The 22,151-nt window shown below is 72.0% G+C and carries 13 protein-coding genes, 1 rRNA gene and 1 pseudogene; 4 read left to right on the top strand and 11 right to left on the bottom strand.

All coding sequences use genetic code 11. The annotated features are described in order from the left end of the window. Positions 1-27: 27 nt before the first annotated feature. From GL259_RS28115 to thyX, 4 genes are all read right to left on the bottom strand, one after another. Positions 28-1,552 (bottom strand): 16S ribosomal RNA (locus tag GL259_RS28115). A 500-nt stretch (positions 1,553-2,052) separates the two neighbouring features. Further along, positions 2,053-3,738 (bottom strand): ribonuclease J, encoded by a 1,686-nt coding sequence (locus GL259_RS28110; RefSeq protein WP_159536089.1) that lies wholly within the window; start codon positions 3,736-3,738, stop codon positions 2,053-2,055. A gap of 153 nt (positions 3,739-3,891) precedes the next feature. After that, positions 3,892-4,794: a 4-hydroxy-tetrahydrodipicolinate synthase gene (dapA, locus tag GL259_RS28105; protein ID WP_159536088.1), complete on the bottom strand. Its 903-nt coding sequence runs from the start codon at positions 4,792-4,794 to the stop codon at positions 3,892-3,894. 223 nt (positions 4,795-5,017) lie between these two features. Continuing rightward, a complete protein-coding gene (gene thyX / locus GL259_RS28100; RefSeq protein ID WP_159536087.1) occupies positions 5,018-5,758 on the bottom strand; it encodes an FAD-dependent thymidylate synthase in 741 nt (246 codons plus the stop codon). A 240-nt stretch (positions 5,759-5,998) separates the two neighbouring features. Here thyX and GL259_RS28095 point away from each other — a divergent pair, with 240 nt between their 5' ends. Together GL259_RS28095 and GL259_RS28090 are read left to right on the top strand one after the other, a co-directional pair. After that, positions 5,999-6,238 carry a hypothetical protein gene (locus tag GL259_RS28095; protein WP_159536086.1) on the top strand — a complete coding sequence of 80 codons (240 nt, stop codon included), beginning with the start codon at positions 5,999-6,001 and terminating at the stop codon, positions 6,236-6,238. Between the two features lie 113 nt (positions 6,239-6,351). Beyond that, positions 6,352-6,909 (top strand): PH domain-containing protein, encoded by a 558-nt coding sequence (locus GL259_RS28090; RefSeq protein ID WP_159536085.1) that lies wholly within the window; start codon positions 6,352-6,354, stop codon positions 6,907-6,909. Between the two features lie 78 nt (positions 6,910-6,987). Here GL259_RS28090 and GL259_RS28085 read toward each other — a convergent pair whose 3' ends face one another. From GL259_RS28085 to rpsO, 5 genes are all read right to left on the bottom strand, one after another. Continuing rightward, positions 6,988-7,431 carry a hypothetical protein gene (locus tag GL259_RS28085; protein ID WP_159536084.1) on the bottom strand — a complete coding sequence of 148 codons (444 nt, stop codon included), beginning with the start codon at positions 7,429-7,431 and terminating at the stop codon, positions 6,988-6,990. Between the two features lie 14 nt (positions 7,432-7,445). Beyond that, the gene (gene dapB / locus GL259_RS28080) at positions 7,446-8,198 is read right to left on the bottom strand and encodes a 4-hydroxy-tetrahydrodipicolinate reductase (protein WP_159536083.1); all 753 of its coding nucleotides are present in this window, start codon (positions 8,196-8,198) and stop codon (positions 7,446-7,448) included. Between the two features lie 26 nt (positions 8,199-8,224). Continuing rightward, positions 8,225-9,604, bottom strand: a complete 1,380-nt coding sequence (locus tag GL259_RS28075; protein WP_159536082.1) for a pitrilysin family protein — start codon at positions 9,602-9,604, stop codon at positions 8,225-8,227. Further along, a complete protein-coding gene (locus GL259_RS28070) occupies positions 9,601-11,823 on the bottom strand; it encodes a polyribonucleotide nucleotidyltransferase (RefSeq protein WP_159536081.1) in 2,223 nt (740 codons plus the stop codon). The genes GL259_RS28075 and GL259_RS28070 overlap by 4 nt, the downstream gene beginning before the upstream one ends. A gap of 362 nt (positions 11,824-12,185) precedes the next feature. Beyond that, on the bottom strand, positions 12,186-12,473 hold the full coding sequence (gene rpsO / locus GL259_RS28065; protein WP_004982702.1) for a 30S ribosomal protein S15: 288 nt from the start codon (positions 12,471-12,473) through the stop codon (positions 12,186-12,188). A gap of 268 nt (positions 12,474-12,741) precedes the next feature. Between rpsO and GL259_RS28060 the strand changes: the two genes are divergently transcribed. Both GL259_RS28060 and GL259_RS28055 read left to right on the top strand, forming a co-directional pair. Beyond that, the gene (locus GL259_RS28060; protein ID WP_159536080.1) at positions 12,742-13,041 is read left to right on the top strand and encodes a DUF397 domain-containing protein; all 300 of its coding nucleotides are present in this window, start codon (positions 12,742-12,744) and stop codon (positions 13,039-13,041) included. A 523-nt stretch (positions 13,042-13,564) separates the two neighbouring features. Beyond that, positions 13,565-17,013, top strand: a pseudogene (locus GL259_RS28055) (SCO5717 family growth-regulating ATPase). A 295-nt stretch (positions 17,014-17,308) separates the two neighbouring features. Here the strand turns inward: GL259_RS28055 and GL259_RS28050 are convergent. Next, positions 17,309-18,262 carry a bifunctional riboflavin kinase/FAD synthetase gene (locus GL259_RS28050; RefSeq protein WP_159536079.1) on the bottom strand — a complete coding sequence of 318 codons (954 nt, stop codon included), beginning with the start codon at positions 18,260-18,262 and terminating at the stop codon, positions 17,309-17,311. A gap of 134 nt (positions 18,263-18,396) precedes the next feature. Next, the gene (locus tag GL259_RS28045) at positions 18,397-21,846 is read right to left on the bottom strand and encodes a trypsin-like peptidase domain-containing protein (RefSeq protein WP_243762395.1); all 3,450 of its coding nucleotides are present in this window, start codon (positions 21,844-21,846) and stop codon (positions 18,397-18,399) included. Between the last annotated feature and the right edge of the window lie 305 nt (positions 21,847-22,151).

The following is a 22,151-nucleotide window of genomic DNA, read 5'->3' as shown; positions in this document are numbered from 1 at the left end:
CGAGGGCCGGTGAGAAGTGCTCCTTAGAAAGGAGGTGATCCAGCCGCACCTTCCGGTACGGCTACCTTGTTACGACTTCGTCCCAATCGCCAGTCCCACCTTCGACAGCTCCCTCCCACAAGGGGTTGGGCCACCGGCTTCGGGTGTTACCGACTTTCGTGACGTGACGGGCGGTGTGTACAAGGCCCGGGAACGTATTCACCGCAGCAATGCTGATCTGCGATTACTAGCGACTCCGACTTCATGGGGTCGAGTTGCAGACCCCAATCCGAACTGAGACCGGCTTTTTGAGATTCGCTCCACCTCGCGGTATCGCAGCTCATTGTACCGGCCATTGTAGCACGTGTGCAGCCCAAGACATAAGGGGCATGATGACTTGACGTCGTCCCCACCTTCCTCCGAGTTGACCCCGGCGGTCTCCCGTGAGTCCCCAGCACCACAAGGGCCTGCTGGCAACACGGGACAAGGGTTGCGCTCGTTGCGGGACTTAACCCAACATCTCACGACACGAGCTGACGACAGCCATGCACCACCTGTACACCGACCACAAGGGGGGCTCTGTCTCCAGAGCTTTCCGGTGTATGTCAAGCCTTGGTAAGGTTCTTCGCGTTGCGTCGAATTAAGCCACATGCTCCGCCGCTTGTGCGGGCCCCCGTCAATTCCTTTGAGTTTTAGCCTTGCGGCCGTACTCCCCAGGCGGGGCACTTAATGCGTTAGCTGCGGCACGGACGACGTGGAATGTCGCCCACACCTAGTGCCCACCGTTTACGGCGTGGACTACCAGGGTATCTAATCCTGTTCGCTCCCCACGCTTTCGCTCCTCAGCGTCAGTATCGGCCCAGAGATCCGCCTTCGCCACCGGTGTTCCTCCTGATATCTGCGCATTTCACCGCTACACCAGGAATTCCGATCTCCCCTACCGAACTCTAGCCTGCCCGTATCGACTGCAGACCCGGGGTTAAGCCCCGGGCTTTCACAACCGACGCGACAAGCCGCCTACGAGCTCTTTACGCCCAATAATTCCGGACAACGCTCGCGCCCTACGTATTACCGCGGCTGCTGGCACGTAGTTAGCCGGCGCTTCTTCTGCAGGTACCGTCACTTGCGCTTCTTCCCTGCTGAAAGAGGTTTACAACCCGAAGGCCGTCATCCCTCACGCGGCGTCGCTGCATCAGGCTTGCGCCCATTGTGCAATATTCCCCACTGCTGCCTCCCGTAGGAGTCTGGGCCGTGTCTCAGTCCCAGTGTGGCCGGTCGCCCTCTCAGGCCGGCTACCCGTCGTCGCCTTGGTGAGCCGTTACCTCACCAACAAGCTGATAGGCCGCGGGCTCATCCTGCACCGCCGGAGCTTTCCACCATCAAGGATGCCCAAGATGGTCGTATCCGGTATTAGACCCCGTTTCCAGGGCTTGTCCCAGAGTGCAGGGCAGATTGCCCACGTGTTACTCACCCGTTCGCCACTAATCCCCACCGAAGTGGTTCATCGTTCGACTTGCATGTGTTAAGCACGCCGCCAGCGTTCGTCCTGAGCCAGGATCAAACTCTCCGTGAATGTTTACCGGCTGTCCGGTGACACATCACGAGAGCGGAACGGCCGGGCGGAATAGGCCCAACCGTTCACAGCGTCCTCGCTGTGTTTTTTCAAAGGAACCTCGACCATCCGAACCGGATGGACGGGGTATCAACATATCTGGCGTTGACTTTTGGCACGCTGTTGAGTTCTCAAGGAACGGACGCTTCCTTCGTACTCACCCTCGCGGGCTTTCCTCCGGGCGCTTCCCTTCGGTCTTGCGTTTCCGACTCTATCAGATCTTTCCGATCCGATTTCCTCGGTGCTTTCCAGGTTCCCGCTTCCGCGTTTCCCTTTCCGGCGGTTCCGACTCTATCAGAGATTCTCAGTCGGATTTCCCCGCCCCTCCGGGGATTGGTTCCGACGTATGAGTTGGTCGGGTTCCCGAGCGGGGCGAGTTGTAAACGTACTGGAGCGGGGCGCCCCGATGCAAATCGGGGCGCCCCGCTCCAGGTCGCGTCGTGCGTGGGGCCGACGGTCCGTCAGACCTCCACCACCACGGGCAGGATCATCGGCCGGCGCCGGTACGTGTCGGAGACCCACTTGCCCAGCGTCCTGCGGATGAGCTGCTGCAGCTGGTGGGGTTCGACGACGCCGTCCTGGGCCGAACGCTCCAGCACCTCCGTGATCTTCGGGATCACCCCGCCGAAGGCGGAGTCCTCGATGCCGGAGCCGCGGGCCTGGAGGTGCGGACCGCCCGTGATCTTGCCGGTGGACGAGTCGATGACCACGAAGACCGAGATGATGCCCTCGTCGCCGAGGATCTTGCGGTCCTTCAGGGCCGGCTCGCCGACGTCGCCGACGGAGAGGCCGTCGACGTAGACGTATCCCGCCTGGACCTTGCCCGAAATCTTCGCCTTGCCCTCGACGAGGTCGACGACCACGCCGTCCTCGGCGATGACGATGCGGTCGTGCGGGACGCCGGTCATGGCGCCCAGTTCCGCGTTGGCCCGCAGGTGGCGCCACTCGCCGTGCACCGGCATCAGGTTCTTCGGGCGGCAGATGTTGTAGAAGTACAGCAACTCGCCCGCGGAGGCGTGACCGGAGACGTGCACCTTGGCGTTGCCCTTGTGGACGACGTTGGCACCCCAGCGGGTCAGGCCGTTGATCACGCGGTACACCGCGTTCTCGTTGCCGGGGATGAGCGACGACGCCAGGATCACGGTGTCGCCCTCGACGATGCGGATCTGGTGGTCGCGGTTGGCCATGCGGGACAGGGCCGCCATCGGCTCGCCCTGGGAGCCCGTGCAGACGAGGACCACCTCGCTGTCGGGGAGGTCGTCGAGGGTCTTGACGTCCACGACCAGGCCCGGCGGGACCCTGAGGTAGCCGAGGTCGCGGGCGATGCCCATGTTGCGGACCATGGAGCGGCCGACGAAGGCGACCCGGCGGCCGTACTCGTACGCCGCGTCCAGGATCTGCTGGATGCGGTGGACGTGGCTGGCGAAGCTGGCCACGATGATCCGCTTGCGGGCGCCGGCGAAGACCTGGCGCAGCACGTTGGAGATGTCGCGCTCGTGCGGGGTGAACCCGGGGACCTCGGCGTTCGTGGAGTCGGTGAGGAGGAGGTCGATGCCCTCCTCGCTGAGCCGGGCGAATGCGTGGAGGTCCGTGAGGCGGTTGTCCAGCGGGAGCTGGTCCATCTTGAAGTCGCCGGTGTGGACGGCCATGCCGGCGGGGGTACGGATCGCCACGGCGAGCGCGTCGGGGATGGAGTGGTTGACCGCGATGAACTCGCAGTCGAAGGGGCCGATGCGCTCGCGCTGTCCTTCCGCCACCTCCAGGGTGTACGGGCGGATGCGGTGCTCCTGGAGCTTCGCCTCGATGAGGGCGAGGGTCAGCTTGGAGCCGATCAGCGGGATGTCCGGCTTCTCGCGGAGGAGGAAGGGGACGCCGCCGATGTGGTCCTCGTGGCCGTGGGTGAGGACGATGCCCTCGATGTCGTCGAGACGGTCCCGGATGGACGAGAAGTCCGGCAGGATCAGGTCGATTCCGGGCTGCTCCTCCTCGGGGAAGAGCACTCCGCAGTCGACGATCAGCAGGCGGCCGCCGTACTCGAAGACCGTCATGTTGCGGCCGATCTCGCCGAGGCCACCGAGCGGGGTGACCCGCAGGCCGCCTTCGGGCAGCGCAGGGGGCGGGCCGAGTTCAGGATGCGGATGACTCAAAAGACTCTCCTCAAACACGCGCGCCACGTACCGGTGGGCACGTGGCGCGCGTGACGTTCGTGCAGAAGCAGTTGTCGTTGTGGGGTGCGGGCACCGGTGGCCCGCCTATTCAGTTGTGGAGTCCGGCTGCGCGAGCGGTCGCGCGAAGTCTGGTTACTGGAGCTGTACCCCGCCGGCGGCAAGATCGATCTTGAGCTGCTCGACCTCTTCCGGCGCGCACTCGACCATGGGGGCGCGCAGGGGCCCGGCGGGCAGGCCCTTGAGGGTGAGCGCCGCCTTGGTGGTCATCACGCCCTGGGTGCGGAACATGCCGGTGTAGACCGGGAGCAGCTTCTGGTGGATCTCGGTGGCCTTCTGGACGTCGCCCGAGGTGTACGCCTCGACCAGGGCGCACAGCTCAGGGGTGACGAGGTGGCCGACGACCGAGACGAAGCCGACGGCGCCCACGGAGAGCAGGGGGAGGTTCAGCATGTCGTCGCCGGAGTACCAGGCGAGGCCGGAGCGGGCGATGGCCCAGCTCGCGCGGCCGAGGTCGCCCTTGGCGTCCTTGTTGGCGACGATCCGGGGGTGCTCGGCGAGGCGGACGAGCGTCTCGGTGTTGATCGGGACGCCGCTGCGGCCGGGGATGTCGTAGAGCATGACCGGCAGCCCGGTGGCGTCGGCGACGGCCGTGAAGTGCCGGTAGAGGCCCTCCTGCGGGGGCTTGTTGTAGTACGGGGTGACGACCAGCAGGCCGTGCGCGCCGGCGCGCTCGGCGGCGCGGGCCAGCTCGATGCTGTGGTGGGTGTCGTTGGTGCCGACTCCGGCCACGACGTGGGCGCGGTCGCCGACCGCCTCCAGGACCGCTCGTACGAGATCCGATTTCTCCGCGTCGCTGGTGGTCGGGGACTCGCCGGTGGTGCCGTTGATGATCAGGCCGTCGTTGCCTGCGTCCACCAGGTGGGTGGCGAGCCGCTGTGCGCCGTCGAGGTCGAGTGCGCCGTCCGCCGTGAAGGGCGTGACCATGGCGGTGAGGACCCGCCCGAAGGGGGTCTGCGGAGTGGAGGTCGGAGCCATGGGTTACACGCTACTCGTTGCTCAGGCCGGGGTCTGCCCTCGGGGGAGGCGACAAGGTGGGGCAAAAGGTGGAACAAAGGGGGGACCCGGCACTGCCTGCTCGGGGGTTCAGGCAGTGCCGGGCCCGTTTGATCAGGCTAGATGAACTTCTCCAAATGCCGCAATACGGACACTTCACAGGACTGACCCGTACATGTGTGCCTGATGCGCGAACGGGGGTTCCTCACGGCGCCACCCGGCCGTTGGCGTTGAAGGCGGCGTAGGTGAGCGGCATGAGCCGGGCCCACTCGGCCTCCATCTTCTCGCCGACCATCTCGATCTCCCGCTGCGGGAAGGACGGGACCTTCGCCAGTTCGTGCTGGGTGCGCAGTCCGAGGAAGTGCATCAGCGAGCGGGCGTTGCAGGTGGCGTACATCGAGGAGTACAGGCCGACGGGGAGCACCGCGCGGGCGACCTCGCGGGCGACGCCGGCGGCGAGCATCTCCTGGTACGCCTCGTACGCCTGCCGGTAGGAGTCCTCCATGACGCGGCCCACCAGCTCCTGCTGGGCCCCGGTGCCCTCGACGAAGCGGTACTTGCCGGGGCGGCCCTCCTGGACCAGCTTGCGGGACGCGTCCGGGACGTAGAAGACCGGCTGGAGCTCGCGGTAGCGGCCCGACTCCTCGTTGTACGACCAGCCCACGCGGTGCCGCATGAACTCGCGGAAGACGAAGATCGGGGCGCTGATGAAGAAGGTCATCGAGTTGTGCTCGAAGGGGCTGCCGTGGCGGTCCCGCATCAGGTAGTTGATCAGGCCCTTGGAACGCTCGGGGTCCTTGTTGAGCTCGTCCAGGGACTGCTCGCCGACGGTCGAGACGCGGGCGGCGAACAGCACGTCGGCGTCGGACGCGGTGTGCTTGACCAGCTCGACGGTCACGTCGCTGCGGAAGTCGGGCTTGAGGTCGTCGGCGGGGGCGTCGGTCACGGCGCGGGGGTCCTTCCATCACATCTCGCGGGCGGCGACCACTCTACGGCTCCACGCCCCGGCCCCGGTGGCGGGACGTCCGGCGGGGCGCCCGGCACCGGGCCGCGACATACGGCGCCGAACGACGGCGAACATCACCGAACGTCTGCGCATCCGGTGAAAGCGGGCACTTCTCGAGGCGCTCGTTCGTCTGTGCCGATGACAGCGATTCGTTCGATCCCGAAGGGAGACGCACCCCTGATGTCCGGTCGGCGTGAACCCGTACCGTTCGCCTTCCTCGCCGAGGCCGACAGGTTCCGCAGCAATGTCACTCCCCCGCCCCGCGAGCGGGCGACCGCCGGTCAGATAGCCGGGCGCTGGCTGCTGGGGCTCACCGTCGTCGCCGGGCTGGTGGGCTCCCTGGTCATCGGGACGCCCGCGTTGTCCACCGATCCCTCGGGCACGGAAACCCCGCAGTCACAGGCGTCCGACGGGCGCTGAACCGCCGGACCGGCCGCTCCGTCTCCGTCCGGCCCCCCGAGGGTGGTGACGGGGCACACGGATCGGTAGCCTCACCGGGCACAGCCCACGCATGGATCGAGTGAGGACCAGCCGTGCCCCTGCCCTTCCTGACGGCCGACCGCGCGTTCGACACGGCGGACGACGTCGCTCTGCCGTACGACGACCGTGACCGCTGGCGGCGCCCGTACCGTCCCGGGCCGTGGCGGGTGGGTGCGGCGGCGCTTCTGCTGCTGCTCGCCTCGTTCGTGCTGTTCGCGGGGATGGCCATCACGGTGACGGCGACGCTGTCGTCCGCCGGGGCCGTGTTCGCCATCGCGCTGGTCGTCGTCGGCTGCGCGCTGAGGATGCTGCGCATGGGCGTCTGGGTGAGCGCGCGGGGCCTGCGTCGCGTGGCCTTCCTCGGCACGCGTACGACGCCCTGGGAGCAGGTGGTCTCCGTGCGCACGGTGCAGCAGCCGGTGCGCTGGCTGGGGCTGCCGCGCACGGTGCAGGGGCAGGCGCTGCTCCTCGTCCGGCGGGGACGGGCCGCGGATGCCCCGCCGCCGCTGCTGACCTCGCACAACGCGGACTTCCTGGGGCGGGATCCGCTGGCCTTCGACCGGGCGGCCGACTCCGTGGAGGTCTGGGCCGACGAGTACCGGCAAAGCTGAGCGCACGGAGCCGCACCGCGCGCGCCGGGGCCCGGTCCGCACAGGCGGGCCGGGCCCCGGCGCGTGGCGCGCAGGCGCTCAGTGAGAGGCCTTGTGCAAGGTGATCGCCCGCTGCATGGCCTTGCGGGCGCGCGGGGTGTCGCGGGCGTCGTGGTAGGCGACGGCCAGCCGGAACCAGCTGCGCCAGTCGTCGGGGGCGGCCTCCGTCTCGGCCTTGCGCCGGGCGAAGACCTCGTCGGCCGAGTCGCGGTCGACGCGGCCGCTGGGCAGGCGCTTGAGCTCGTCGACGGGCAGTCCGCCCTCGGCGTCGAGCTCGGCGGCGAGCCGGTTGGCGTTGCGGACGAACTCGGTGTTCTTCCACAGGAACCACACGCCGATGACCGGCAGGATCAGCACCGCGACACCGAGGGTGACGGTGAGGGGCGTACCGGTCCCGATGAGCAGCACACCGCGGCTGCCGACCAGGACGAAGTAGACGACCAGGACGGCGGCCGTGACGGCGTAGGAGATCTTGGCGCGCATGGGGCGGCTCGGGCTCAGTTCAGGTCGAGGAAGTGTTCCAGGCCGAAGGTCAGGCCGGGAGTGGTCACCACGCGGCGGGCGCCGAGCAGGATGCCCGGCATGAAGCTGCTGTGGTGCAGGGAGTCGTGGCGGACGGTGAGGGTCTCGCCCTCGCCGCCGAGCAGGACCTCCTGGTGGGCGAGCAGGCCGCGCAGCCGGACCGCGTGCACCGGGATCCCGTCGACGTCCGCGCCGCGGGCGCCGTCCAGGGCGGTGACCGTGGCGTCCGGGGCGGGGGCGCTGCCGGCCCGGCGGCGGGCCTCGGCGATGAGCTGGGCGGTGCGGGTGGCGGTACCGCTGGGGGCGTCCACCTTGTTCGGGTGGTGCAGCTCGACGACCTCGACGGACTCGAAGTAGGGGGCGGCGATCTGCGCGAACTTCATGGTGAGGACGGCGCCGATGGAGAAGTTCGGCGCGATGAGCACGCCCGTCTCCGGGGACTGGTCGAGCCAGCCCCTCAGCTGCGCGAGGCGCTCGTCGGTCCAGCCCGTCGTACCCACGACCGCGTGGATGCCGTGGCGCACGCAGAAGTCGAGGTTGCCCATGACCGAGGCGGGGGTGGTCAGCTCCACCGCGACCTGGGCGCCGTTCTCGGCGAGGGTCTCCAGCTTGTCGCCCCGGCCGAGGGCGGCCACCAGCTCCATGTCCTCGGCGGCCTCGACCGCCCGTACCGCCTCGGAACCGATCCGGCCCTTGGCGCCGAGGACCGCCACGCGCAGCTTGCTCATGTTCGTTGCTTCCTTACGGGGGTGGGTCAGGCGACGGCGTCGTGCAGCCGGGACGCCTGCTTGTCCTTGAGCGGGCCGATGACCGACAGGGAGGGCCGCCGTCCCAGGACCTCGCGGGCGACCGAGCGGACGTCGTCCGGTGTGACCGAGGCTATCCGGGCCAGCATGTCGTCGACCGACATCTGCTCGCCCCAGCACAGTTCGCTCTTGCCGATACGGTTCATCAGCGCGCCGGTGTCCTCGAGGCCGAGGACCGTGGAGCCCTGGAGCTGGCCGATGGCGCGCTCCATCTCGTCGTCGGGGAGTCCGTGCTCGGCCACGTGGTCGAGTTCGTCGCGGCAGATCTTCAGCACGTCGTGGACCTGCGACGGCCTGCAGCCCGCGTACACACCGAACAGGCCGCAGTCGGCGAAGCCGGAGGTGTAGGAGTACACGCTGTAGGCGAGGCCCCGCTTCTCCCGGACCTCCTGGAACAGGCGGGAGGACATGCCACCGCCGAGGGCGGTGTTCAGCACGCCGAGGGCCCAGCGCCGCTCGTCGGTGCGGGCCACGCCCGGCATGCCGAGGACGACGTGCGCCTGTTCCGTCCTGCGGTCGACGAGTTCGACGCGGCCCGCGGTGCGCAGGGTGCGCAGGCCGCCGCGCGGGGCGATCGGCTGGGCGTCGGGGTCCTTGAGGGCACCGGCCTTCTCGAAGGCGGCGCGGACCTGGCGCACGACCTTGCCGTGGTCGACGTTGCCGGCGCAGGCGACCACGAGGTGGGTGGGGTCGTAGTGCTTCCTGTAGAAGCGGCGGATGCGGTCGGCGGTGAGGGCGTTGACCGTGTCGACCGTGCCGAGGACCGGGCGGCCGAGGGGGTTGTCGCCGAACATGGTGCGCGCGAACAGGTCGTGCACGCAGTCGCCCGGGTCGTCCTCGGTCATCGCGATCTCTTCGAGGATGGCGCCGCGCTCGACGTCGACGTCCTCCTCGCGGATCACCGAGCCGGTGAGCATGTCGCAGACCACGTCGATGGCGAGCGGCAGGTCCGTGTCGAGCACCCGCGCGTAGTAGCACGTGTACTCCTTGGCCGTGAACGCGTTCATCTCGCCGCCGACGGCGTCGATGGCGGAGGAGATGTCCAGGGCAGACCTGCGGGCGGTGCCCTTGAAGAGCAGGTGCTCCAGGTAGTGGGTGGCGCCGTTCAGGGCCGGGGTCTCGTCGCGGGAGCCGACGTGCGCCCAGATGCCGAAGGTCGCCGAGCGGACCGAGGGCAGGGTCTCGGTGACGATGCGCAGGCCCCCGGGGAGGGTGGTCTTGCGAACGGTGCCGATGCCGTTCTCGCCCTTGATCAGGGTTTGGGTACGGGCGACGGCCCGCGCCTCCGGGGAGGTGCGGGCCGTCGCCTTGGAGCCACGGGACGTCACTGGTCGGCGTCGTCCTTCTTCTCGTCGGAGGAGTCTTCCTCGCCCTCGATCACCGGGACGAGGGAGAGCTTGCCGCGGGAGTCGATCTCGGCGATCTCGACCTGGACCTTCTGGCCCACGCCGAGGACGTCCTCGACGTTCTCCACGCGCTTGCCGCCGGCCAGCTTGCGGATCTGCGAGATGTGCAGCAGGCCGTCCTTGCCGGGGAGGAGGGAGACGAAGGCGCCGAACGTCGTCGTCTTCACGACCGTGCCCAGGTAGCGCTCGCCGACCTCGGGCATCGTCGGGTTGGCGATGCCGTTGATCGTGGTGCGGGCGGCCTCGGCGGACGGGCCGTCGGCGGCACCGATGTAGATGGTGCCGTCGTCCTCGATGGTGATCTCGGCGCCGGTGTCCTCCTGGATCTGGTTGATCATCTTGCCCTTGGGGCCGATGACCTCGCCGATCTTGTCGACCGGGATCTTCACGGTGATGATCCGCGGCGCGTTGGGGGACATCTCGTCCGGCGTGTCGATCGCTTCCATCATCACGTCGAGGATGTGGAGGCGGGCGTCACGGGCCTGCTTCAGGGCGGCGGCCAGGACGGAGGCCGGGATGCCGTCCAGCTTGGTGTCGAGCTGGAGGGCGGTCACGAACTCCTTGGTGCCGGCGACCTTGAAGTCCATGTCGCCGAAGGCGTCCTCCGCACCGAGGATGTCGGTGAGGGTGACGTAGTGCGTCTCGCCCTCGATCTCCTGGGAGATCAGGCCCATGGCGATACCGGCGACCGGGGCCTTCAGCGGCACACCGGCGTTCAGCAGCGACATGGTGGAGGCGCAGACCGAGCCCATGGACGTCGAGCCGTTGGAGCCGAGGGCCTCGGACACCTGACGGATCGCGTAGGGGAACTCCTCGCGCGTCGGCAGGACCGGGATCAGGGCGCGCTCGGCGAGGGCGCCGTGGCCGATCTCGCGGCGCTTCGGGGAGCCGACGCGGCCGGTCTCACCGGTGGAGTACGGCGGGAAGTTGTAGTTGTGCATGTAGCGCTTGCGGGTCACCGGGGAGAGGGTGTCCAGCTGCTGCTCCATGCGGAGCATGTTGAGGGTGGTGACGCCCAGGATCTGGGTCTCGCCACGCTCGAACAGCGCCGAGCCGTGCACCCGCGGGATGGCCTCGACCTCGGCGGCCAGGGTGCGGATGTCGGTGACACCGCGGCCGTCGATGCGCTTCTTCTCCTTGATGACGCGCTCGCGGACCAGGGTCTTGGTCAGCGAGCGGTACGCGGCGGAGATCTCCTTCTCGCGGCCCTCGAACTCCGGCAGGAGCTTCTCGGCGGCGAGGGCCTTGACGCGGTCCAGCTCGGCCTCGCGCTCCTGCTTGCCGGCGATGGTGAGCGCCTGGGCGAGCTCGGGCTTGACGGCGGCGGTCAGCGCCTCGAGGACGTCGTCCTGGTAGTCCAGGAAGATCGGGAACTCGGCGGTCGGCTTGGCGGCCTTCGCGGCGAGGTCGGCCTGGGCCCGGCAGAGCACCTTGATGAAGGGCTTCGCGGCCTCCAGACCGGCGGCGACGACCTCCTCGGTGGGCGCCTCGGCGCCGCCCTCGACCAGCTTGACGGTCTTCTCGGTGGCCTCGGCCTCGACCATCATGATCGCGACGTCGCCGTCCTCCAGGGTGCGGCCCGCGACGACCATGTCGAAGACGGCGTCCTCGAGCTCGGTGTGCGTCGGGAACGCCACCCACTGGCCGTTGATCAGCGCGACGCGGACGCCGCCGATCGGGCCGGAGAAGGGCAGGCCGGCCAGCTGCGTGGACGCGGAGGCGGCGTTGATCGCCACGACGTCGTACAGGTGGTCGGGGTTGAGCGCCATGATCGTGGCGACGACCTGGATCTCGTTGCGCAGGCCCTTCTTGAAGGACGGGCGCAGCGGGCGGTCGATGAGGCGGCAGGTGAGGATCGCGTCCTCGGAGGGCCGGCCCTCGCGGCGGAAGAAGGAGCCGGGGATCTTGCCGGCCGCGTACATCCGCTCCTCGACGTCCACCGTGAGCGGGAAGAAGTCGAGCTGGTCCTTGGGGTTCTTGGAGGCGGTGGTCGCCGACAGCACCATGGTGTCGTCGTCCAGGTAGGCCACGGCGGAACCCGCCGCCTGCCTGGCGAGGCGGCCGGTCTCGAAGCGGATGGTGCGGGTGCCGAAGGAGCCGTTGTCGATGACGGCCTCGGCGTAGTGGGTCTCGTTCTCCACTAGCGTTTTCTCCGTTACTTGTCGTCTTTGGTCCCGCCTCGCCCGTGTGGCGGGGGGACGGTGACGGAGAAGCGCTCCACTGGTGCGGGCCGGTCTTCGATCGAAGCACCCGGGTTCATTCTCCCGGGGGCCACTACCGAGGACCGGCGGCGGCGAGGTGCGCTTCTCCTTCGTGCGTCGTGACGCCTGGACGGCGTCGGCGGTGACGTCCGTGATGGTCGCGTACCCGATGAGGCACCGGTCATCACACTGAGTCGTGTCTTTTGCGTTGTGCTACCACACTACAAAGGCGCGGTGACACTCCGCACGTACAGCAAAGGGAGCGGTCCCCTTGTCCCGGGAACCGCTCCCTCCACGGCGTCTTACTTGGCGCCCGCCGCACCGCGGCGGATGCCGAGGCGGTCGACCAGCGCACGGAAGCGCTGGATGTCCTTCTTGGCGAGGTACTGCAGCAGCCGGCGGCGCTGACCGACCAGGATCAGCAGACCGCGGCGGGAGTGGTGGTCGTGCTTGTGGGTCTTGAGGTGCTCCGTCAGGTCGGAGATCCGACGGGAGAGCAGAGCGACCTGGACCTCGGGGGAGCCGGTGTCACCCTCCTTGGTACCGAACTCGGAGATGATCTGCTTCTTCGTGGCGGCGTCGAGCGACACGCGTACTCCTCATGGTCTGAATACATGGCCACCGAGTGCCCCCGGTCTTCGTCTCGGGGGATCTTCCGTGACTCGGAAGGCGGGGATCCGCTGAGCGCGGCCTCCAGAACGAGCGCTCCGGGGGTGCGTACACAAACGGCCGTCACTCAGGGTACCAGGCGGTGGCGGGCGGTTTCCCCCCGGTCCGTCGAACCGCCCGGGCCGGACGCAGGAGGCCACTAGGGTGAGCGCTCGGACCGTTGGTACGTCGGGAAGGGGTCGCTGCGGTATGGCGGAGACGGCTGAGGAGATCAAGGCGCGCAAGGAGCGGGAGAAGAACGAGCTCTACGCCCTCGACATCTCCGGCGTGGAGTGGCACAGCGCGCCGGGCACCGAGGAGCACGAGGAGCGGGTCGAGATCGCCCGTCTGCCCGGCGGCGCCGTGGCCATGCGCTCCTCCCTCGACCCGGACACCGTGCTGCGGTACACGGAGGCGGAGTGGCGGGCCTTCGTGCTGGGCGCGCGGGACGGGGAGTTCGACCTGGAGCCGGCGCCGGCCGGCGAAGGGGCGGTTCCGGCCTCCGAGTGACGGGGGACGCGGCGCGCGGCGGGTGCCGCCGCGCGCCGCGTCCGTCGTGTGGTGCGGGGATTCGGGGACGGGCGGTACGCGTGCGTGCCGCCCGTCCGTCTGCCGCCGGTCCGCCCGCCGGCCGGCCGTCGGCCGTCGGCCGTCGTTCCGCGGCCTGTCCGTCAACCCGCGGGACTCCGGGGCCGGTTGGCGGATTTCCCACGTCCGGCGGATCGACCGGCGCATCCGTTGACCGTTGCGCGGGCATTGAGCGATTTCGCCCCTTGGGTTGTGAACTGGTACGGCTCTTGACCGCGTTGCGCGGGGACGGGCGGCGAACAGTGAGGAGCGGGCGGGGCTGACGGGGCGGGGCCACTGGTGATTAGGCTGGTACCCGGCGCGACGCCAGAACCCGGTACCGGGCATCGGCGTCCTACGGGGAGGGCCGGTTCGGACGACTTCGTTTCCTTTTCGGACACGTCGGACGACGAGAAATGGTCGCCCCAGCACGGCACGAGGGTGCTCGACCACACCAGGAGGAACTGTGAGCAGCGATCGGGACGGGACGCGCGGGGGCTGGGCGACACCCGGCGATGACCAGCCCGACGCGGAGTCCGCCCTCGAGACGACGGGCGAGTTCACCATCGACTACGCGCCGCCGGCCTGGTACACGCAGAACGCTTCGGGGAGTTCGGGGTCGGGGGGGTCCTCCTCGACCGCCGCGTCGGCCTCTTCCGACTCCTCGTCTCCTTCCGCTTCTTCTCCTTCCCCCTCTTCGGCTCCGGCCTCGCCACCGGCCGCTCCACCGGCCTCCCCGGGGCCCGTTCCGCCCCTGCCCGGGCTGACTCCGCCGCCGCACGCGGTGGGTGCCGCCGGGCCCTCCTCCGTTCCGGCACCGGCCCCGGGGGCGCCTTTCACGCCGCCCGCGCCCGCTCCCGGTGCTCCCTTCACGCCTCCCGCACCCGTGCCGGGGGCGCCCTTCACCCCACCCGCACCGCCCGTCGGGGGGCCGGTGGCCGTGCCCAGGCTTCCGGTGGGGAGCGGGTTCGAGCCGCAGCGGCCCCGGGAGGAGCACGACGAGGCGCCGGAGCCCTCGCCTCCGCCCCTGTCAGCGGCGGATCCGGACCCTGCCTCCCCTTCGGCCGTGCCGAACATGCCGGTCGGCGGGTTCCGGTCGCAGTGGTCGGCTGCCGCGTCCCCGGACTCCCCGGTGGCTCCGGCGAGTTCCGCGGCCGAGGAGAAGGGGGAGGAGGAACCCGGCAACGGGAACCTCGAGAGCGGTGCCACCCTTCGGTTCTCCGCCGCCGCGCTGAAGCGGGAGATCGAGGAGCGGGAGGCCGCGGCGGAGGCGCCGTCCGCGCCGGTCGCCGCCGACGACGAGGACGTCCGGGACGAGTCCGGTGACGCGGACGTCCCGGCCGGTGCGGTGGACGCCCAGGGCGCGGACGACCCGGAAGAGGGTGCCGGCGGGGCCGGGTCCCCCGACGCGTCCGAGACCCTCGACACCCCTGACACCCCTGACACCTCTGACGCGTCCGGCGCGTCCGGCGCGTCCGGCGCGTCCGGCGCGTCCGGCGCGTCCGAAGCCCTCGAAGCGTCCGGCGGGGACCGTCTCAGCGGCGCCCCCTCCTCCGAGGACGGAGGAGTCGCCGAGGAGGCCGGGACCGGGGAGGACGGGGACGCCGAGCCCTCCGTGACCGACGTGGAGGAGGCCCCCGCGTCGGCGGGTCCGGCGACCGAGCCCGAGGACGCCGTGCCCACGCAGGACGCACCGGCGGAGGACGCACCGGCGGCGGTCGTCGAGCCCGAGGACGCCGTGCGGGTGGAGGACGCCGTGCCCTCCGGCGCGGCTCCCGCCGAGGCTCCCCGGGACAGCCCGCCCCAGGACGCCGTCCCGGCGGCCGCGCCCGACGCCCCGCCCGCCTGGACGCCCCCGGCGCCGCAGGGAGTGCCCCCGGTACCGCCCGCGTCCCCCGCCGCCCCGGCGCCCGCGAGCCAGTGGCCCGCGCAGCCGCAGCAGGCACCGGCCCGGCCGACGGACGCCCACGTGCCCGCGCAGCCGCAGCCGGCGGACCCGGCCCAGGGCCGGCCGGTCGTCCCCGCCCAGCAGCCGCCGTTCCAGCCGCAGGCGCCGCAGCCCGCACCCGCCGCCTGGAACACACCGGGTGGACAGACACCGCCGCCCCAGGTGCCCGCACAGGCCGGATACGGCTTCCCGCCCCCGGCGCCCCTCACCCGGCAGCCCAGCAGCCGCCCGCACAGCAGCCCGAGGCCGTTCCTGCGCCCGCGCCCGCCCCGCAGGCCGGATACGGCTTCCCGCAGCCGGGGGCTCCGGGCTCCGCCGCCCCGCAGCCGCCCGCCCCGCAGCCCGGTTACGGCTTTCCGCCCGCCGGTCCCGCGCCGGCTCCGACTCCCCCGGCCCAGCCCGGTTACGGCTTCCCCCAGCAGCAGCCTCCCGTGCAGCAGGGACAGCCGCAGCCGCAGCATCCCGGTGTGCCGCCGCAGGCCCAGCCGGGCGCACCGGCCCAGCCCGACGCGCAGGCCCCGCACGCCTTCGCCCCCCAGCCGCAGCCCCCGCACGCCGGTCAGCCCCCGCAGCAGCCGGTCGATCCGCGTGCCGGGGCCGCCTGGCCGCAGCCGATGCAGCACGACCAGCGGCAGCCGACCAACCCCGGAGCGGCGCCGCTCGGTTACACCGCGGCCGTGGAGCTGTCGTCGGACCGACTGCTCAACAGCAGGAAGCAGAAGGCGAAGAGCAGCCGCCCCGCGGCCGGCGGCTCGCGGTTCAAGCTGGGCGGCAAGAAGGAGGAGGCCGAGCGGCAGCGGAAGCTGGAGCTGATCCGCACGCCGGTGCTGTCCTGCTACCGCATCGCCGTCATCAGCCTCAAGGGCGGTGTCGGCAAGACGACCACGACGACCGCGCTCGGCGCCACCCTCGCCAGTGAGCGACAGGACAAGATCCTCGCGATCGACGCCAACCCGGACGCCGGTACGCTCGGCCGCCGCGTACGGCGCGAGACCGGGGCCACCATCCGTGACCTCGTCCAGGCGATCCCGTACCTCAACTCCTACATGGACATCCGGCGGTTCACCTCGCAGGCGCCCTCCGGTCTGGAGATCATCGCCAACGACGTCGACCCGGCCGTCTCGACGACCTTCAACGACGAGGACTACCGGCGGGCCATCGACGTCCTGGGCAAGCAGTACCCGATCATCCTGACCGACTCCGGCACGGGTCTGCTCTACAGCGCGATGCGCGGGGTGCTGGACCTCGCCGACCAGCTCATCATCATCTCCACGCCGTCCGTGGACGGCGCCAGCAGCGCCAGCACGACACTGGACTGGCTGTCGGCGCACGGGTACGCGGATCTCGTCTCGCGGTCGCTCACCGTCATCTCCGGCGTGCGCGAGACCGGCAAGATGATCAAGGTCGAGGACATCGTGGCGCACTTCGAGACGCGGTGCCGCGGCGTGATCGTCGTACCGTTCGACGAGCACCTGGCGGCCGGTGCGGAGGTCGATCTCGACATGATGCGGCCGAAGGTGCGGGAGGCGTACTTCAACCTCGCGGCGATGGTCGCCGAGGACTTCGTCCGCCACCAGCAGTCGCACGGCCTGTGGACCTCCGACGGCAACCCTCCGCCGGTCGCCGCCCCGCCGCTGCCGGGTCAGCCCTTCCCGGGTCAGCCGATGCCGGGACAGCCCGGGCCGGGGCAGCCGCCGGTGCCCGGGCAGCCCGTCCCCGGTCAGCCGGGCCCCTACCCGCAGCAGCCCCAGCCCCAGCCCGGTCAGCCGTACGCCCACCCGGGACAGCCGGGACAGCCGCCGGTCCAGCCCGGCCAGGGGTACCCGCAGGTTCCGGGCCAGGCGTACCCGCAGGTTCCGGGCCAGGCGTACCCGCAGGTTCCGGGCCAGCCCCAGCCCGGTCAGCCACCGCAGCAGCCGGGCTACGGCTACCCCCAGCCCGGCCAGCAACCGCCCGCGCAGCAGTAGACCGGGGCACCGCCCCTCCCGTCCGACCGGCCCCTTCCGAGGGGCCGGCCCCTCCCGGCCCGCGCCGTTCGCACTCGGCGCGGGCCGCTTCGCGTCCGGGGGGCGAAATCCGCTGCGGGGTCCCGGCCGGGGGCGCGCCGGCGGTCTCGGCCGACGGGCGGAGACGGCGTCAGTTCACCGTCTGCGCGGGCCGCATGAGGGCGTGCCGGGGCCGGGCCCCCGAGGATTTCCGGCGGAAACGGCGCGGCCCGGGTGGAGAGCCACCCGGGCCGCGGAAGCGGAAGGTCCGGCCGCCCTACGGCCTCTCGGCCGCGGCCACCAGTTCCCTGCACCGCTCGACGTCCCGCGCCATCTGTTCCAGCAGCGCCCCGAGCGTGTCGAACTTCGCCTGACCGCGGACGAAGGCCAGGAAGTCGACGGCGACGTGGAGGCCGTACAGGTCGAGGCCGACGCGGTCGATGGCGTAGGCCTCGACCGTGCGCTCGGTGCCGTCGAACTGGGGGTTGGTGCCGACGGAGACGGCGGCCGGCATGGCCTCGCCCTGGGCGTGCAGCCAGCCGGCGTAGACGCCGTCGGCGGGGATCGCGGTGTGCGGGAGGGTCTCGACGTTGGCGGTGGGGAAGCCCATCTCGCGGCCGCGCTGGGCGCCGCGGACGACCACGCCCTCGACGCGGTGCGGGCGGCCGAGGATCTCGGCGGCGCCGCCGACGTCGCCCTCGGCGACCAGGCGGCGGGTGAGTGTCGAGGAGAACGGCTCGCCGCCGCCCGCCTCGCCGGTCACGTACAGGTCGACGACCTCGACCTCGAAGTCGTAGACCCGGCCCTGCTCGGCGAGGAAGTCCACGGTGCCCGCGGCCCGGTGGCCGAAGCGGAAGTTGGGGCCCTCGACGACCGCCTTGGCGTGCAGCTTGTCGACCAGGACCTTGACCACGAAGTCGGCCGCGGACAGCCTGGAGAACTCGGTGGTGAAGGGAAGGATCAGGACCGCGTCCACCCCCAGGCCGGCCATGAGTTCGGCGCGCCGGTGGTGCGGGGCGAGCAGCGGCGGGTGGCTGCCGGGGCGGACGACCTCGCTGGGGTGCGGGTCGAAGGTGACGACGACCGCGGGGACGCCCAGGGCGCGGGCGCGGTCCACGGCATGCCGGATGATCAACTGGTGCCCGCGGTGCACTCCGTCGTAGGAGCCGATGGTGACGACGCTGCGCCCCCAGTCCTGGGGGATGTCCTCCAAGCCACGCCAGCGCTGCACTGTGCCTGCTCCTTGTCGAAACCTCGTCGTACCCGAGTCCGTGGACTTCTCCTGCGCAGGTCTAAGGGTGCCATGCCGCATGCCCGGGGCCCGCATCGGCATGGGAGCTGTGACCGGGTGCACGCGGTGCGGGATCAGGCGGGGACGCCCACGCCCGCCAGACCCTCGATCGTCCGGCGGGTGCCGGGCCCCACGACCGCGGCCCACTCCTGTGGGGCGTCCGCCAGCCAGCCGGCCACGGCGGCGGCGAAGCCCGGGAGGTGGCGGGCCAGGTCGGTCAGGCCGTGGTCGAAGCGGGCGGCGCCCTCCGGTGTGCGGACCAGGAGCCGACCGGTGCGGTGGACGAGGACGCGCAGTTCGGGGCCGGTGTTCCGGGCGGCGGCCCGCAGCACCGCCTCCAGGACGCCGGGGTCGGTCTCGCGGATGAGCAGGAGGTCCAGCAGTGCGCGGCGCAGGGGGTGGGAGGCCGGTGTCCCGGGGCCGGCGAGGACGCCGGCGAGGGCCGCCCGCAGCGCTTCCGGGCCGCCGACCAGCAGGCCGGTGAGCAGGGGGTGGAGCACGGCGCGGGCGGCCGGTGCCGTGTCCCGGTCCAGGCGCCGGTCGACGTGCGCGGCCACGTGTCCCGCGAGCTCCGGCCGCCGTGCCACCGCCTCCCGCACCAGGGCGGCGACCGGCCGGGCCAGCCCGGGGGTGGTGGCGTCGGCGAGGGCGCGGAACGTCTCGCCCGCGTCCGCCGCCCGTCCCAGCCGCGCCCGGAAGGCGTCGAGCACGGGCTCCGGGTGGGTTACCAGGGCGTCGGTCAGCGCGCTCGGCGGGAAGCGGGGGTCCCCGGCCGCGAAGTGCTCCAGGGCACGCGCGAGGTGCCGGTCCCTGCCGCCGGGGTCGCGGACGAGAAGGGCGAGCGCGCCGCCGTGCAGACCGCGGTCGTCGGTGCGGGCCAGCAGGGCGAGCGCCGCATGGCGCAGCAGGGCGCGGTCGCCGGCGTCGCGGGCGTACGGCGCGACGCGCAGCCCGTACGTCAGTGCCGCGGCCCGGCGCGCGGGCCGCTCGTCCCGCGCCCACCGGCCGACGGCCCGGCACACCGCCGGGGGCTCCTCCTCGGCCAGCGCGGTGAGCAGTTGGTCGGCCCGCCGGTGCGCGCTGTCGGCGAGCGCCTCCGTCAGCGCGTCCGGGGCCGCCCGCCGGTGGGTGTGCAGCAGTGCCTGCGCCGCCGTCGCCACGGTGGCGTGCGGAGTGGCGGGCAGCGGTCGTTCGTCCTCGAACCAGCGGACGAGGTACGGGAGCACGGCGACGGGGTCGGCGGCGAGCAGGCGGCCGGCGGCGGCGAGGAACCGGGGCCCGCTCTCGCACGGCGGGCCGTCGGCGTGGACGAGCCGGCGCAGCAGCGCGCACCGCGCCTCCAGGGGCAGCGGGAGCCCGGTCCAGAAGGCGGGCCCCAGCTCCCGGGGCACCGTCCGGCGCTGCTCGCGCCACGCCACGATCCGGTCGGCCAGCATCCGCAGCACGCCCGTGTACGGCGTCGCGTCGGGCACGCGCGCCAGGCTCCCGGTGAGCAGCCGGACGGCCCACCAGGAACCGGGGTGGGCGTCCAGGGCGTGCACGAGGTCCGCCAGCCGCGAGGCGAGGTGGCCGGTGCCGTGCTGGCGGGCGAGGAGCAGCAGGGCCTGGACGACGGGACCGATGCGGTGGTGCGGTACGGGGGCGGGGAGGTCGTCGGGGTCCGGCGGGGTGCGGCGGTGGTGGACCAGGGCGCGCAGGGCCTCGTCGAGGTCGAGGTGGACGCCGTGGATCCAGTCGGCGAACTCCTCGTGCGCGAACCGGTAGCCGGTCCCGGCCGGGACGAGGAGACCCTCGGCGAGCACGGCTGCGGCCCAGCCGGTGCCGCCGCCGAGCCGGTCCGGGGCGGGCCCCGGCGGGAACACCGCCTCGAACGTCTCCCGGTCCAGCTCGCCCCGCCCGGCGCCGAGGCTGCGCCGGGCGGCCTCGTGCACCTGCCCGGAGACCTTAGCGGCCAGCCGCCGCACGGCGGTGCCGCGCGGTCCGTTCCCGGCGGCGAGGCGGGCGGCGATCCGCAGGCACATCAGGTCCAGGTGGGCCGAGAACACGGTGTCGCGGTCCACGGGCACGTCGGGGACGGCGTCGGCGGCGTCGGCGAGGGCGGCCCGGACCTCCGCGAGCATCCGGAGCGTCAGCGGGTGCCGGGCGTCGGCCAGGACGCCCTCGGGGATGCCGTGGCGGGCACGCGCCTGACGGGCCTCCTCGGGGGTGAGATCGCCCAGGCCCACGCACGGGGGGAGCCCGTCGGGGCGGGGGTCGGCGGCGTGCAGCAGGTCCGCCGGGAACCTCGCCCCCGCCTCCTCCCAGTACTCCGCGCGGCACGCCACCACCAGCCGTGCCCCCGTCGCCCGCAGCCAGCGCGTCGTCCCGTCGGTCCACTCGGCGAGGCGGTGGGCCAGGCCGGGCGGCATCTCCTCGGGGCCGTCGAGGAGCAGCAGCAGGGGGCGCCCGGCCGTGCGGGCGACCCGGGCCAGGCGTTCCGGGCCGGTGTCGCCGAGGTCGTCGGGGGCGGCCGGGAAGGGGATGCGGGAGGCGGCGACGGTGCGGGCGGCCCGGTCCAGCGCCCGGCGGGCGGCGTCCGCGACCGAGCCGTCGGCGCCGTGCAGATCGGCGCCGCGCAGCCACAGCGTGGGCCGCCCGGCGCGGTGGCGGCGGGCGGCGAGCTCCGCGAGCTGCGTCGTACGGCCGCTGCCGGGCGGCCCGACGAGGCCCAGCACGGCGGCGTCCCCCCGCTCGAACGCGGCGAACTCCGCGGTGACGGCGGCCCGTTCGACCGGTTCCACGGTCGTGTGTGCGCCGGGTGCGGGCGCCGGCCCGTCCCGTCGCACCGAGGCGGCCGTGAGCTCCACCGCGCCGGCGATGTTGAGGTCGGCGCCGTAGGCGGGGACCGTCACCGCGTTCTCGGCGAGCAGTTCGGCGAGCGGGTCCTCCGCCCCGGTGGCGCCGCCCGCTCGAGCGGCGCCGGGATCCCGGGGAGGCAGGGGCACGGCGAACCCGGAGTCGCGGCCCTGCGACCGGAGCGCGGTGCCGAGGACGCCGACGACGGCTCCGGTGGTGGCGTCGAGCACGGGTCCGCCGGCCGCGCCGCCGCCGAGGCGCAGCGCGTCGCGGCCCGCGGTGCCGATCGCCAGCTCGAGGGCGTCGCCGAGGGAGTGGAAGCGGTCGGTGGCGGTGTAGGTGACGGCGCTCGTGCCCAGCACCCGCGCCTCGCGCCAGCCTCCTGCGGCGATCCGCACGTAGGTGCCGGTCTCGACGCTCTCCCGCGCGGTGACCGGCAGCGGTGCGACGCCGAGCCCCTCGCTGCGGACGAGGGCCAGGTCGAGTGCGGGCAGCGGGGTCACCGCGTCGGCGGTCACGACGCAGTGGCGGTCCCCCGGGGCGTGCAGCACGAGGCGGGGAAGGCCGTCGACGGCCTCGTGACTGGTGATCACCGTGCCGTGGTGGTCGGCCACGAAGCCGGTGCCGCGCGGGCGGCCGGCGAGGTCCTGGACGCGGACCAGGACGTCGGCGGCGGGGTGGTGTCCCACGGTCGCGTGGGAGCAGTGTCCCGGACGTCCCGGACGGGTGGAGGGGTCCGCGCGGCCGCAGAGGTCCGGGGGGTCGTCTGGGATGTCCCGCCCGTGACGGGACCGGTTCCGCGACGTCATCGTCGAGTCCTTTGCCGTACATCCGTGCCCTTGCCTGCGACAGTAGGGCCGGGATGATCAGCGGGACAGATCGTTCGGCGAACGCGCCCCCTTCCGCTCCCCCGGTTCACTCCGAGCGCCCGCACGTACGGGTGAACAGGAGGGGGCGGATGGATAACCCTAGGGATGGGGGAACCGAGGGGGAC

This window comes from Streptomyces sp. Tu 3180 (assembly GCF_009852415.1).
Classification (GTDB): Bacteria; Actinomycetota; Actinomycetes; order Streptomycetales; family Streptomycetaceae; genus Streptomyces.
Note: the sequence above shows the minus strand (reverse complement) of the source record. Positions and strands in the feature narration are given on the sequence as shown.

What these genes read in the sequence shown, in the direction of transcription:
- dapA (WP_159536088.1), bottom strand. Translation starts at nt 4,794, where the DNA reads ATGGCTCCGACCTCCACTCCGCAGACCCCCTTCGGGCGGGTCCTCACC.
- GL259_RS28095 (WP_159536086.1), top strand. Translation starts at nt 5,999, where the DNA reads ATGTCCGGTCGGCGTGAACCCGTACCGTTCGCCTTCCTCGCCGAGGCC.
- GL259_RS28085 (WP_159536084.1), bottom strand. Translation starts at nt 7,431, where the DNA reads ATGCGCGCCAAGATCTCCTACGCCGTCACGGCCGCCGTCCTGGTCGTC.
- dapB (WP_159536083.1), bottom strand. Translation starts at nt 8,198, where the DNA reads ATGAGCAAGCTGCGCGTGGCGGTCCTCGGCGCCAAGGGCCGGATCGGT.
- GL259_RS28060 (WP_159536080.1), top strand. Translation starts at nt 12,742, where the DNA reads ATGGCGGAGACGGCTGAGGAGATCAAGGCGCGCAAGGAGCGGGAGAAG.